General features: G+C 71.9%; 11 protein-coding genes. 6 read left to right on the plus strand and 5 right to left on the minus strand.

Going from position 1 to position 13,060, the window contains the following annotated elements; all coding sequences use genetic code 11:
* Positions 1-282: 282 nt before the first annotated feature.
* The gene (locus LNK82_RS23225; RefSeq protein WP_230567642.1) at positions 283-1,212 is read right to left on the minus strand and encodes a pentapeptide repeat-containing protein; all 930 of its coding nucleotides are present in this window, start codon (positions 1,210-1,212) and stop codon (positions 283-285) included.
* Between the two features lie 95 nt (positions 1,213-1,307).
* Between LNK82_RS23225 and LNK82_RS23230 the strand changes: the two genes are divergently transcribed.
* A complete protein-coding gene (locus LNK82_RS23230) occupies positions 1,308-3,233 on the plus strand; it encodes an ATP-binding protein (protein ID WP_230567641.1) in 1,926 nt (641 codons plus the stop codon).
* Here LNK82_RS23230 and LNK82_RS23235 read toward each other — a convergent pair.
* The gene (locus tag LNK82_RS23235) at positions 3,219-4,118 is read right to left on the minus strand and encodes an EamA family transporter (protein WP_230567640.1); all 900 of its coding nucleotides are present in this window, start codon (positions 4,116-4,118) and stop codon (positions 3,219-3,221) included. The two genes, LNK82_RS23230 and LNK82_RS23235, sit on opposite strands and share 15 nt — an antisense overlap.
* 72 nt (positions 4,119-4,190) lie before the next feature.
* On the opposite strand from LNK82_RS23235, the gene LNK82_RS23240 reads away from it, so the two are divergent.
* Positions 4,191-5,099 (plus strand): LysR family transcriptional regulator, encoded by a 909-nt coding sequence (locus tag LNK82_RS23240; protein WP_230567639.1) that lies wholly within the window; start codon positions 4,191-4,193, stop codon positions 5,097-5,099.
* 295 nt (positions 5,100-5,394) lie between these two features.
* Here LNK82_RS23240 and LNK82_RS23245 read toward each other — a convergent pair whose 3' ends face one another.
* Positions 5,395-6,066: a FadR/GntR family transcriptional regulator gene (locus tag LNK82_RS23245; protein WP_230567638.1), complete on the minus strand. Its 672-nt coding sequence runs from the start codon at positions 6,064-6,066 to the stop codon at positions 5,395-5,397.
* A 95-nt stretch (positions 6,067-6,161) separates the two neighbouring features.
* Here LNK82_RS23245 and LNK82_RS23250 point away from each other — a divergent pair, with 95 nt between their 5' ends.
* Positions 6,162-7,406, plus strand: coding sequence for an MFS transporter (locus LNK82_RS23250; RefSeq protein WP_372470502.1), 1,245 nt, complete (start codon positions 6,162-6,164; stop codon positions 7,404-7,406).
* Positions 7,407-7,555: 149 nt separating this feature from the next.
* On the opposite strand, the gene LNK82_RS23255 is transcribed toward LNK82_RS23250, so the two are convergent.
* Positions 7,556-8,932: a mycothione reductase gene (locus LNK82_RS23255; protein WP_230567636.1), complete on the minus strand. Its 1,377-nt coding sequence runs from the start codon at positions 8,930-8,932 to the stop codon at positions 7,556-7,558.
* Positions 8,933-8,987: 55 nt separating this feature from the next.
* Positions 8,988-9,515, minus strand: a complete 528-nt coding sequence (locus LNK82_RS23260; protein WP_230567635.1) for a YbhB/YbcL family Raf kinase inhibitor-like protein — start codon at positions 9,513-9,515, stop codon at positions 8,988-8,990.
* Between the two features lie 196 nt (positions 9,516-9,711).
* Between LNK82_RS23260 and LNK82_RS23265 the strand changes: the two genes are divergently transcribed.
* From LNK82_RS23265 to LNK82_RS23275, 3 genes are all read left to right on the plus strand, one after another.
* Positions 9,712-10,542 (plus strand): polysaccharide deacetylase family protein, encoded by an 831-nt coding sequence (locus LNK82_RS23265; RefSeq protein WP_230567634.1) that lies wholly within the window; start codon positions 9,712-9,714, stop codon positions 10,540-10,542.
* Between the two features lie 103 nt (positions 10,543-10,645).
* A complete protein-coding gene (locus LNK82_RS23270; RefSeq protein WP_443706258.1) occupies positions 10,646-11,134 on the plus strand; it encodes an AMIN-like domain-containing (lipo)protein in 489 nt (162 codons plus the stop codon).
* 101 nt (positions 11,135-11,235) lie between these two features.
* Positions 11,236-12,873, plus strand: coding sequence for a PstS family phosphate ABC transporter substrate-binding protein (locus LNK82_RS23275; protein WP_230567632.1), 1,638 nt, complete (start codon positions 11,236-11,238; stop codon positions 12,871-12,873).
* Positions 12,874-13,060 lie beyond the last annotated feature (187 nt).

The following is a 13,060-nucleotide window of genomic DNA, read 5'->3' on the forward strand; positions in this document are numbered from 1 at the left end:
CACCGGTGGGCGGAGCGCGTGGACGACCGGCTCGGCGACGGCGGCGGGTGGCTGCCCGACCGGCAAGCCGGGCGGACCTGCCCGCGTGAACCCGTCGTGGGCCGTGCGGTCGCATCCGTGCGTGAGGGAATCAGCGTGGTCCGAGGTGGACGATCGCTAGATGGTGTCCGCGGTCAGGCGGAGGGACGGGCGGAAGACGGTGCACACGTCACACCTCCGCTCACGGGTGGTCACAAAGTGAAGGTACCGGCGGAGGGACGGGGGATACGTCGCCCGTTCGGGTCAAACGGGCTTGTCGAGGGGCACGAGCGCGGCCCAGCCGGGTTCGGCGGCCCGCTCCACCCACCCCGCCGGCCACTTCCGCCGCACGTCACCGGTCCGCGTCCGGGCGTCGGCCAGCTTGGCCGTCGTGTGCACGCCGAAGTCCGTGCGGCCCTCGAACACCGCGCCCCGGAACACGGAGTCGCCGAATGTGACCCGCCGGAAGTCGGCCAGGTCGCGGAAGCGGGTGTCGCGGAAGTCGGCCGTGCCGGTGAACTCGGTGCCGCGGAACGCCGCCGGGCCGACGAACGTGGTGCCGGCGAACGACGCGGACTTGACCCGGGCGAGGGTCAGGGTGGGCTTGACCAGCGTGGCGTTGGACAGGTCGAGCGTGATGTCGGCCCAGAACACCTCGGGTGCGTCCGGTCGCAGGTGGGCCGCCAGCAGCGCGGTCGCGGTCTGCCGGACCTCCAGCTCCTGGAACCGGTGCGCGTCGCGCGGCCCGATCCGCGTCCTGGCGCGGACCTCCGGCGGCGGGGTGAACGGCATCCGCAGGTAGGCGCAGATCAGGTTCACGATCGTCTGCCGGTGCGCGGGGTTGCCCTGAGCGAGCCGCTCCAGCGCGTACAGCCCGGCCAGCCGCACCGGGGCCTTGTCGCTGCCGAGCTGGTCGGCGGCCTTGCCGTACAGCTCGGTGACGCGGCGCTCGGTCGCGTCGTGGTCCTTCTGCACGAGGTCCAGCTCCGCGTAGCGCTGGCGGCGGGCCGTGAGCAGCAACGCCGCCGCGCCGCCCGTGCCGAGCACGATGCCGGACGCCGTGCGGACGACGTCCAGGCGTACCCCGTCCTGCGGCTCGCCGGACCCCAGCGTGACCAGCAGGAGCACGACGGACCCGACCGCCACCACACCGAGCCCGACCGCCCAGAGCACGATCGTCCTGGCCGACAGCACGCGATGCTCCACACCTCCAGCCCAGCGGAACGCCGGCGGGTCGTCAATCACCGATGCGGGCGGTAGAAAGGCATGTGGTGGATTCGCGCAACGACATGAGCGGGACCGTGGCGGGGCCGCTGATCCAGGCGCGGGACGTCGCCTTCACCCAACCCGCCCCGGTCGCGCTGGCCGGCTTGCCGCCGGTGGACCTGTTCACCGGCCGCGCGGCGGACCTCGACGCGCTGGCGGCGGCGTTGCGACCCGGCCCGGAACCGGCCGCCGCGCCCGTGGTGCTCTCCGCCGTGTCGGGGCTGGCCGGTGTCGGCAAGACCACGTTGGCGGTGCGCGCGGCGCACGACGCGGTCGCGGCGGGCTGGTTCCCCGGCGGCGTGCTGTTCATCGACCTGCGCGGCTACGACCCCGAGGCGCGGGTGACCCCGGACGTGGCGCTGTCGACGTTCCTGCGCGCGTTGGGCGTGCTCGCCGAGCACATCCCCGGCGAGCGGGCGGGCCGTGAGGCGCTGTACCGGTCGAAGCTCGCCGAACTGCCGCCGGTGCTGATCGTGCTGGACAACGCGTCGGCCGCGGACCAGGTGCGCCCGCTGCTGCCCGGCACGCGGACCCATCGCGTCCTGGTCACCAGCCGCCACACGTTGGCCGACCTGATCGGCGCCCGCCTGCTCGACCTGAACGTGCTCGACGAGGCCGAGGCGGTGAGCCTGCTGGACGGCGCGGTGCGCGCGGCGCGGCCCGACGACGACCGCGTGGTGGACGACCCGGGCTCCGCCTCGGAGCTGGTCCGGTTGTGCGGTCGCCTGCCCCTGGCGTTGAGCATCGTGGCCGCGACCCTGGCCGCGGACCCGGAGCAGCCGCTGGACAGCCTGGTGTCCGCGTTGGGCGAGGCGTCCACGAGGTTGGGCGAGCTGTCGTTCGGCGACAGCTCGGGGGTGCACGCCGCGTTCGACCTGTCCTACCAGCGGCTCACGCCCGCCGAAGCGCGGTTGTTCCGCCTGCTGTCGCTCAACCCCGGCCGGCAGGTGAGCACCGCCGCCGCGGCGGCGCTGGCGGGCCTGGCGGACGGGGAGGCCGAGAAGCTGCTGCGGTCGTTGCGCAGGGCTCACATGGTCGAGCCCGGTGAGCCGCGCGGCTGGTTCCGCCTGCACGACCTGCTCCGGCTCTACGCGCGGAAACAGGCGGAAGAAGAGCCGGAGGCGGACCGGGACGGCGCGGTGGCGCGCCTGCTCGACCACTACATCTCGGCCACCGAGGAAGCGGACGCGCGGCGCAACCCGGCGTACCAACTCTCCAGCGAGGCGTTGGCGTGGCTGGACATCGAGCACCCGACCCTGGTCTACGCCGTCGTCCTGGCCGGTCTGACGCGTCACCACGACCGGGCGCTGCGGTTGGCGTTCCTGCTCACGGGCTTCCTGTTCTACCGGCGGCACTGGGACGACTGCCGGCTGCTGTACGACCTGGCGCTGGACGTGGCGAAGCAGTCCGGTGACCGGGTCGCCGAGGCGCAGGCGGTGCACCGGCTGGCCCGGCTCGCCCGCGAGATGCGCAAGCGTGACGTGGCGCAGCGGCTGTACCAGGAGTTCCTGGCGTTCAGCCGTGAGCTGGGCGACCGGCCCGGGACTGCTCAGGCGCTGCACAACCTGGGCTCGATCGCCCGCCGCGCGCGGGAGCTGCACATCGCGCAGGCCCATTACGACGAGGCCCTGGTCCTCTACCGCGAGCTGGGCGACTGGCGCGGTGAGGCGGACATCCTGTTCAACCTCGGCACGGTCGCCCGTGAACGCCGCCGCCACGCCCTGGCCGACGAGCACTACACCGCGGCGATGCGGTTGGCGGTCGAGCACGACGACCGGCTGCGGGAGGCGCGGGTGGCGGTGTCGAGGGGCATCCTGTCCCGGCGGTTGCACGACCACGAGATGGCGCGGCACTGGTGGCTGGCGGCCATCACCCGGTACCAGGAGCTCGGCCAGGACGACATGGTGCGCGGCGTGCGCAAGCGGTTGGCGAAGTTACGGCGCCGCTGACCCGACGAGCACCGGCTCCGCCACGCGGGGCGCACGCCGCTTCACCGTCGTGGCCGCCATGCCGACGATCACCAGCGCCGCCGCCCCGAGGCGGACCGCGGTGATCGTCTCGTCCAGCAGCAGCCGGCCGGACAACATCCCCGCCACCGGCACCAGCAGCGCGAACGGCACGACGGCGCTCGCCTCGTAGGTCCGCAGCAGCAGGTTCCACAGCCCGAAGCCGAGCAGCGTCGACACCCAAGCGATGAACAGGATCGCCCCCACCCCGGTCCAGCCCATCCCGCGCAACGCGGCCAGATCCGCCGCCGGGCCCTCGAAGACCAGCGACAACCCGAGCAGCGGCAGCACCGCCAACGCGCTGACCCACACGATGAAGTTGATCGGGTCCGGCGGCCGGGCGTAGCGGGTGGCGACGTTGGCCAGGCCCCAGGCCACCGCGCCGAGGACCACCAGCAGGAAGGCCGAGATCGGGCTGCCGACCCCGTAGTCGAACGCGATCACCACGATCCCCGCCGCCGCCACGCCCATCCCCAGCAGCTGCACGGGCCGCGGCCGTTCCCGCAGCAGCACGGCCGCGAACAGCACGGTGAAGAACACCTGGCTCTGCAACACCAAGGACGACAACCCGGCGGGCATCCCGGCCGCCATGCCGACGAACACCAACCCGAACTTGGCCACGCCGAGCGCCAACGCGACCGCGACCACCCACTTCCACGCCACCTTGGGCCGGCCGACGAACCACAGCGCCGGCACGGCGGCGGCCAGGAACCGCAGCGCGGAGAAGAACAACGGCGGGAAGTCGCGCAGCCCCACCTTGATGACGACGAAGTTGACCCCCCAGATGGTGGCGACGAGCACCGCGATCGCGACGTGGCGTGGTTTCACACCCCGAGTCTCAGCGGTCTCATCGTTTAGGACCAGCGACGAGTTCTGAAGGTTTCGGTTTAGTATTGCTACATGCTGGATCTCGGACGGCTCCGCGCCCTGCACGCGGTGGCGCAGCACGGCTCGGTCGGCGCGGCGGCCACGGCGTTGGGCTACACGCCGTCGGCGGTGTCGCAGCAGATCGCCAAGCTGGAACGGGAGACGCGCACCACGCTGCTGGAACGCCGGGGCCGCGGCGTCGCGCTGACCGACGCGGCCCACCTGCTGTCGGCCACCGCCGGGCAGGTGCTCGCGCTGGTCGAGCACGCCGAGGTGGCGTTGGAGGAGCAACGCGGCGCGGCCGTCGGCGAGTTGCGGGTCGGCGCGTTCGCCACCGCCGCGCGCGGCCTGCTGCCGGCGGCGTTGGTGCGACTGGCCGAACGGCACCCGCAGCTGGACGTGCGCCTGGTCGAACTCGACCCGCCGGACTGCCTGGAGGCGGTGGCGCGCGGCGAGCTGGACCTGGCCGTCACGCACGACTGGGTGAACGCGCCGCTGGCCGTGCCCGAGCCGGTGTCGCGGGCGCGGCTCGGCGAGGACGTCGCCGACGTGCTGCTGCCCGTCGCGCACCCGTTGGCGCAGCGGGAGTCCGTGGTGCCGGAGGACCTGGCGGGCGAGCGGTGGATCTGCCAGCCGGAGGGCACGATCTGCCACGACTGGCTGGTGAACACCTTCCGCGGCGCGGGCATGGAACCCGACCTGGCCTACCGGATCGCCGAGTACGAGACGCAGTTGTCGTTGCTGGCCAAGGGGATCGGCGTGGCGCTGCTGCCCCGGCTCGGCCGCGGCGCGTTGCCGGGCTCGGTGCGCGCGGTGCCGTTCCGGCCGACGCCGACGCGTCGGGTGTTCGCGGTGTGGCGCACGCAGGCCGGCCGCCGTCCCGCCGTGACCGCGACCCTGGCGGCGTTGCGGGACTGCTGGGAGCAGCGGGAGACCGCCTGACGACCGCGTCAGGCGGCAGATAACGATCGGGCATCCCACGGTTGCGGTGCGCGCAATTGCGACGACTATCGAAGTGGGTCCTCGGGGGTTGTGGGTCTGGGCCCGGTCAAGCCATTCACCAGGAGGCCTCCTGCGGAAATCCGCCGCCGTGGGAGGTCTCCGCCCCGTCGTGAAAGCCCTTACCGGCCTGGCGCCCCAAGAGGGCGCACGCCGGTGAGACCCGCCCGCAGGTCGTCGTCAACCTGCGGGACCTCGACCCCGGGACGGCGTGATGGCCTCGGTCGCGGACCGCGGTTCAGTCCTTGTGCCGCTCCAGCAACTCCTCCAGGAAGCCTCCCGCCTCCGCCGCGGCACGGGCCGCGTCACGGTCGCGGACCGCGTCGAGCAGGCCGGTGTGCGACACGTGGTCGTCCTCGTGGTCGGTTTCCACGGTGGCCGTGATGCTGGCCCGGACCGCCTCGGTCAGGCCCTGGTACAGCTCGGCCAGCAGGGTGTTGTGCGAGCACTGCACGAGCATCACGTGGAACGCGGTGTCCCGCTCCACCAGCCGGGCCCACTCCTTCGCGGCCAGCGCGGCGTCCCGCTCGGCCAGCAGCTCCTCGAGCTTGCGGACCTCCTCGTCCGTGCGGTGGGTCGCGGCCAGGCGGGCGCCCTCCACCTCCAGCGTCCGGCGCACCTGCAGCACCTCGCGCAGCTCGCTGCCGCACATCCGGCGGACCGCGCCGGAGATCTCGCTGGTCGCGCGGACGAACGTGCCGTCGCCCTGGCGCACCTCCAGCAGCCCGGCGTGTGACAACGCGCGCACCGCCTCCCGCACGGTGTTGCGACCCACGCCCAGGGCGGTGACCAGCTCCGGTTCCGGTGGGATGCGACGGCCGACCGGCCATTCACCGGCGGCGATCGCCCCCCTCATCTGGTCGATCACCTGGTCGACGAGCCCGGCCCGCCGAGTAGTGGCCAACGGCACAGCGTCATCCTTTCATCCGAACATCCCATGTCTGCGATAGTGGTCCGGTGCCAATCCAGCAGACCCGGCCAGACTGGTCACCGTCGACTGCCCACATTGCCACCGATGGCGATGCCAATGCGACGATCGCCGACCATCCTGGCCGCACTGCCGTGGGTGAGGGGCGTCGGAGCCGCCAAGTTGCCCTGGTCGGCAGCACCCTGTTGGCGATCGGCGTAGCGCTGGCCGCCGCGAACCTCCGCCCGGCCGTGACGAGCCTGGCCTCCGTGCTCGGCGACGTGCGCACGTCGCTCGGCGTGTCGACCGCGTGGACGAGCCTGCTGACCGCCGTGCCGACGCTGTGCTTCGGGTTCGCCGCGTTCCTCGCGCCCTGGTTGGGGCGGCGGTTCGGGATGGCCCGCGCGGTCGCGCTGTCGTTGCTGGTGCTGACGGTCGGCTTGGTGCTGCGGGTGGTGGACGGGCCGGCGGCGGTGCTCGGCGGCACGTTCGTCGCGTGCGCGGGCATCGCGGTGTGCAACGTGCTGATCCCGGTCGTGGTGAAGGAGTCGTTCCCGGGTCGGGTCGGCCTGGTGACCGGCGTCTACACGGCGGCGTTGGCGGCCGGCGCGGCGGTGGGCGCGGCGTTCACGCCGGGGCTGGAGTCGGTGTTCGGGTCGTGGCGGTTGGCGGTCGGCGCGTGGGCGTTCCTGTCGGCGGCGGCGCTGCTGGTGTGGCTGGCGGGCGCCCGGCACGGGTTGGCCGCACGGCCGGTGGTGCGGCCGGCGAGGGTGGGGCGGCCGTTGTTCCGCAGCCCGTTGGCCTGGGTGATCACGGTGTTCTTCGGGCTCCAGTCGCTGCTGGCCTACACGGTGATGGGCTGGCTGCCGCAGATCCTCGTCGACGCGGGGGTGGACCGGACGACGGCCGGGCTGCTGCTGGCCATCACGATGGTGCTGGGCGTGCCCGTGAGCCTGGTCGTGCCCCCGTTGGCGGCGCGGTGGTCCGGGCAGTCGTGGCTGGTGCTGGTGTTGGGCGTGCTGTCGGTGGCGGGTGTGCTGGGGCTGGCCCTGGCGCCGGGTGCGGCGCCCGGGTTGTGGGTCGTGCTGATCGGCGTGGGGATGGGCATGTTCCCGCTCGCGCTGGTGATGATCTCGTTGCGCACGTCGACCGGCGCGGACACGGCGCGGCTCTCGGCGATGGCGCAGAGCATCGGCTACCTGATCTCGGCCGCCGGGCCGTTCGCCTTCGGGGTGCTGCGCGGTGCGACGGGCACCTGGACGGTGTCGATGCTGGTCCTGGTGGGCTTGCTGGTCGTGCTGACCGGGCTCGGGTGGGTCGCCGGGCGGCCGCGCACGGTGTAGGCGATGCGACCACGCGCGGTGTAGGTGATAACGCCTCGTCTTCCCGGCGCGATGTGTCGGTTACGGACAGAACGGAGACCCGGTCGCACGAGGGGTACGACCGGGTCTCCTCTCGTGGTCCTGTCTCGTGGTCCGGCCGTCCGCGCCGGTCAGTCCGCCAGCGGCAGGTTGAGCAGCGCGTTCTCGATGACCTCGGGCATCGCCGGGTGGATCCAGTACTGCCCGCGCGCCATCGTCCGCGCGTCCAGGCCGAAGCTCATCGCCTGGATCACCGGCTGGATCACGCTCGACGCCTGCGGCCCGATCACGTGCGCGCCGAGGATCAGGCCCGTGTCGGGGTCGGCCAGCACCTTCGCGAACCCGGTCGTGTCCTCCATCGCCCAGCCGTACGCGATCGACGCGTAGGCCTGCGACGCCTTCACGTAGCGCACACCGCGTTCGACGACCTGCTCCTCGGTCAACCCGACCGACGCGATCTGCGGCGACGAGAAGACGGCGGCCGGCACGAACCGGTGGTCCGAGGAGATCGGCTCGTCCGGGTGCAGCAGGTTGTGCTGCACGACCCGCGCCTCGTGGTTGGCCACGTGCTTGAGCTGGTACTCCGAGCTGACGTCGCCCAGCGCGTAGATGCCCTCGACGGACGTCTGCTGGCGCTCGTCCACGACCACGCGGCCGTCGGGGTGCACGTCGACGCCGGTGGCGGCCAGGTCGAGCAGGTCCGAGTTCGGCGTGCGGCCGACCGCGACCAGCAGCTCCTCGGACTCCACGACCTCCGCGCCGTCCGGGCCCTCCAGGTGCAGCCGCACGACGCCGTCGACCCGTTCGGCCCGCACCGCCTTGCGCTTGAGCCGCACGTCCCACTTCTGCGCGGCGGTCTCGGTGAACCGGGTGGCGATCTCGTGGTCCTCGTGGCGCAGGAGCAGGTCCGACCGCCCGACCACGGTCACCTGCACGCCGAAGGACGAGAACACGTGCGCGAACTCGGCCGCGACGAAACCGCTGCCCAGGATGGTGAGGCGAGGGGGCAGGGCGTCGAGCCGCATGATCGTGTCGCTGGTGTGGTAGCCGACGGAGTCGAGGTCGGCGACGTCCGGGACCACCGGTCGGCTGCCGGCGGCGAGCACGAACCGGTCCGCGGTGATCACCTCGCCGGTGCCCGTGTCGAGGGTCTTGGGGCCGGTGAACCGGGCCGTGCCCTCGTAGACGGTGACGTTGGCGTTCTCCTCGGCCCGCCAGTGGCGTCCGCCCTCGGAGATGGGGTCGATCCGGCCGAAGATCCGGTCGCGCACGTCGGTCCACCGCACGCCGTCCAGGTGGGCGTCGACGCCGAGCCGCGCGCCCGAGCCGGGTGCGGCGGCGACGTCGGCGGTGTGCACGAACATCTTCGTGGGGATGCACCCGACGTTCAGGCACGTGCCGCCGAACACGCCCTTCTCGACGATCGCGATGTTCCAGCCGGCGAACCGCCCGTCCGCGATGGAGTTGCCGGAACCGGTGCCGATGATGACCAGGTCGAAGTGCCTCACGTCGTGCTGCAACCCGCGACGTGAGGCACTTGTTCCCGGGGTCGGGTCCGCGCGCTCAGTGGGCGTAGGTCGGCACGAGGATCGCGCGGGCCAAGGTGTGGAACGCCAGGTTGAAGCTCACCACGGCGGGCGACGCGTCGCCGTCCACGTCCAACTCGTCCACGTCGACGGCGTGCACCACGAAGTAGTACCGGTGCACCTGGTCGCCGGGCGGCGGGGCGGCCCCGCCGAACGCGCGGGCGCCGAAGTCGCTGCGCACGTGGAACGCGCCGGCGGGCAAGGTGTCGTCCGAGGCGCCCGCGCCGGTGTCGAGGGAGGTGACGGACGCCGGGAGGTTCACCACGACCCAGTGCCAGAAGCCCGAGGGCGTCGGCGCGTCCGGGTCGAAGCAGGTGACCACGAAGCTCCTGGTCCCCTCCGGGAACCCGGTCCAGCTCAGCTGCGGCGAGGTGTTGCCGCCCTCGTACACCTGCGCCTCCGCCAGGGGTTGGCCGTCGGACACGTCGGTCGAGCTGAGGGTGAACGACGCCACCTGCGGCAACAGCGCGTAGGGATCGGGCGCGACGGGGCGTTCGAGGCTCATCGGGTCCTCCACACGTGATCTTGCGGGACAGACCCGCACGACCCTATCCCCGGGGTGACGGCGCCGCAGCCAGGGTGCGCCGAAGGCCTCGCCGGGTGAGGCTCGAACCCGTGAGCAACCTGAGTGATCCTCGTGGCGTCTCCAATCGAGTGAGCGTCACCTGGATGGGTGACGCCCGTTCGAGGGGGAAGCCCGGATGAGACCCAGGGGAGTGGCGGTCCTGGCCGCCGTCGTCGCGGTGCTGTGCGCGTGCACGCCGCAGCCGGAAGCGCGGCAGGTCCCGTCGGCGGCGGCCGTTGCCGAGACGACGACTGCCACGACGACCACGACGACCACGCCGCCGACGGCCGTGCCCGGTCCCGGCGGGACCACCATTCCCGTGTTCCAGCGGCCGTACGCCTTCGGCACGCCCCAGCAGCACGTGCCGCCGATCGTGGACGGCATGGTGCCGGTGGTCCGGCGGATCGAGACCGACCGGCCGTACGTGTTCGTCACGATCGACGACGGCGCGGTCCGTCACCCGGCCGCGGCCGAGTTGATGCGCAAGAGCGGCGTCGAGCCGACCCTGTTCCTGAACTCGAAGCACGTGGACGGGCACGCCGACTACTTCAAGGGGTTCGAGGGTCTCGCGACGGTCCACGCGCACACAGCGACGCACCCCGACCTGACGGGCACGTCGTACGACTTCCAGCGCGGTGAGATCTGCGGCAACGCGGAGCTGCTCCGGGCGCAGCTCGGGGCGCGGCCGAAGCTGTTCCGCCCGCCGTTCGGCAACTTCGACCACACGACGCGCCGGGCCGCCGCCGACTGCGGGTTCAGCGCGCTGGTCATGTGGACGGCGGCGGTCAACGACGGTGTCGTGCAGTTCCAGGCCGGTGGTCGGCTGAACGCGGGTGACATCGTGCTGATGCACTTCCGGCACACGTTCGTGGAGGACTTCCTGGCGTTCCTGGAGCGCTGCAAGCTGGACGGGGTGACGCCGGTCGTGCTGGGGGACTTCCTGGCCGATCCGCAGGCAACCGTGTGACGTGCGACACGTCTTTGGGGGTGTACCGGCATTCAGCCGGGTGAGCCCTTGGAGGACCGTCATGAACAGCCGCTTCAGGAAACTCGCGTTGCTCGTCTTCGCCATGGCTGCGGTCGGGGTCGCGGTTCCGGCCGCGTCCGCGGCGTCGGGCGCGTCGGGTGTGTCCGGTGCGTCGGCCGCGTCGGCCGCGTCTTCGATGACGCAAACGCCGGTGTTGACCGGCGTCCGCACGGGCAGACACGTCGGGTTCGACCGCGTCGTGCTCGACCTCGTCGGTCACCGGCCGGAGTTCTTCATCCGGAACGTCGACCAGCTCTACGAGGACGGTTCCGGCCACCCCGTCTCGTTGCCGGGTCCCTACTTCCTGGAGGTGCGGCTCGCGCCGGCCGCCGCGCACGACGACAACGGGAACCTCACCTACACCGGTCCCCGGAAGTTCGAGACGCCCGCGTTGACCAACGTCCGGGCGTTCGCGATCACGGGTGACTTCGAGGCCAACCTCACCGTCGGGCTCGGCATGCGGCGCGACTCGTGGCACCGCGTGTTCCTGCTCGACTCGCCGACCCGCGTGGTCATCGACGTCGGGCACTGATCGGTGGTTCGAGCGGCGAGCTCCCTTGACGACCGGTGAAGTCGAGGTGAACTCGTGGAGATGACCCGGTTCTCGGTCGGTCCGCCGACCGAGAATTCGGTGTGCAGGTGCTGCAATCCGCGTTGGACTTCCTCGGTGGTCCCGGTCCGGTGCTGCTCGCGATCGGGTTGCTGTTCGCGACGCCGGTCATCGACCGCCTCTTCGTGCGCCGCAAGCGGCTCGGGTTCCGGGTGCTCTACAACTCGAAGATCGGTCTCGGGCCGGAGCAGCTGCACGACGGGACGGACCCGAACTCGCCCCAGCTGAGGGAACTGGTGCGGGTGCTGGACCGGATGAGCATCGTGGTGGTCCGGGTCCGCAACACGGGTAGCTACGACATCGACGGCGAGGACTTCGACAAGCCGCTGACGTTCACCTTCGGCGACCGGGTCGTGTGGAACGCCAGGGTGTCCGAGGCGGGCTCCGAGGAGATGAAGGCCGAGATCCGGCGGAGCCTGCAGTTCTTCGGCTCGGAGGCGAGTCCGGCGAAGGCGTCGCTGCCGACGGTGCGGGAGCGGATGGCGCAGCGCGTGGCCAAGTGGGGCGGGCTGGCGGTGCCGGCGGACCCGCCGGGCGAGCCGGTGTGGCACGGCGTGCGGCTGGAGAAGCTCGCGTTGCGGCGCAAGCAGAAGTTCAAGCTGCTCGTGGTGCTGCGTGAGCCGGACGGCAAGTCGAAGGGCGAGCTCGGCAAGGACGTGAAGGTCGTCGGCAGCCTCGGAGGCGCGGGGATCGTGCACGACGAGCGCCCGGAGCGGCTGCTCACCCTGCCCCGGCTGACCGGTGGCCTGGCCGCGTTGCTGGCGGCGGTGCTGGTGCTGGTGCTGGCGTGGCCGCCGGGTTCGAACGACGCGACGGTGGCGTGCGCGTCGGGGAAGTTGCGGGTGGAGGGGTCGAGCGTGTTCATGCCGACTATGGCCACCATCGCCGACCAGTACGAGCGGGCCTGCCCCGGTGCGGACATCACCACGTCCGCGACGGGGAGCATCCAGGGCGTGCGCGAGGTGGCCGGGGGTGAGGAGGGGGTGGTGGCGCTGTCGGACGGCAAGCAGGAGGTGCAGGGCGTTTTCGCGCAGCAGCTGGCGATCGTGGTCTACCACGTGGTGGTGCACGGCTCGGTCGGGCTCGACAGCATCACGGTGGAGCAGCTGCGCGGGATCTACGCGGGGGTGTACACGGATTGGAGCCAGCTGCGGGGTGGTTCGCCGTTGCCGATCCGGATCGTGGGCAGGGGTGGTGAGTCGGGGACGCGGGAGCTGTTCGAGCGCCGGGTGCTGGGTGCGAGTGAGAGCGCGTTGTCGTCCAACGACTGCCGGGTGAGGGATCGCGCGCCGGAGGCGCCGGTGATCCGGTGCGAGCGGGACAAGAACGCGGACGTGGTGCGGGAGATCGGTGCGGTGGAGGGTGCGATCGGGTACGCGGACGCGCCTTCGGTGGCCGAGGCGCGCAAGACGAACGCGTTGACCGCGTTGTCGTTGGGCGGGAAGGTGTTCGACGCGGCGGCGGGGGTGGAGGCGGGCTACCCGTTCTGGACGGTGGAGTACTTGTACACGCGGTCGGAGCCGGTGGCGGGGTCGTTGGTGGGGCGGTTCGTGGCGTACGTGCGGGAGCACGACGGGGCTCGGGTTCGGATGAAGGATGCCGGGTACCTGCCGTGCGTGACGGCGGATGGGGTGCCGTTGGATTTGTGCAATCTGAGGTGAGGGTTGGGTTCGGGCTGGTGGTGTGGTGGTCGGGTTTTGCCCGGTGGTCACGCTCAAGCCCGGCTCGATTTGACGATCGGCTCGGTGGTCAGGTCCGGCTCGATTTGACAGGTGGATTCCAGCGGTCGTCGCATCACGGTGGTCAACTGCTGTCGGTGAGGAGTTTAGTGAGGCGCTCGGCTGGGGT

This window comes from Saccharothrix luteola (assembly GCF_020859565.1).
Classification (GTDB): Bacteria; Actinomycetota; Actinomycetes; order Mycobacteriales; family Pseudonocardiaceae; genus Actinosynnema; species Actinosynnema luteola.

Excerpts from the sequence above, each read along its gene's own strand:
- LNK82_RS23230 (WP_230567641.1), top strand. The coding sequence starts at position 1,308 with ATGAGCGGGACCGTGGCGGGGCCGCTGATCCAGGCGCGGGACGTCGCC.
- LNK82_RS23240 (WP_230567639.1), top strand. The coding sequence starts at position 4,191 with ATGCTGGATCTCGGACGGCTCCGCGCCCTGCACGCGGTGGCGCAGCAC.
- LNK82_RS23260 (WP_230567635.1), bottom strand. The coding sequence starts at position 9,515 with ATGAGCCTCGAACGCCCCGTCGCGCCCGATCCCTACGCGCTGTTGCCG.
- LNK82_RS23265 (WP_230567634.1), top strand. The coding sequence starts at position 9,712 with ATGAGACCCAGGGGAGTGGCGGTCCTGGCCGCCGTCGTCGCGGTGCTG.
- LNK82_RS23270 (WP_443706258.1), top strand. The coding sequence starts at position 10,646 with ATGGCTGCGGTCGGGGTCGCGGTTCCGGCCGCGTCCGCGGCGTCGGGC.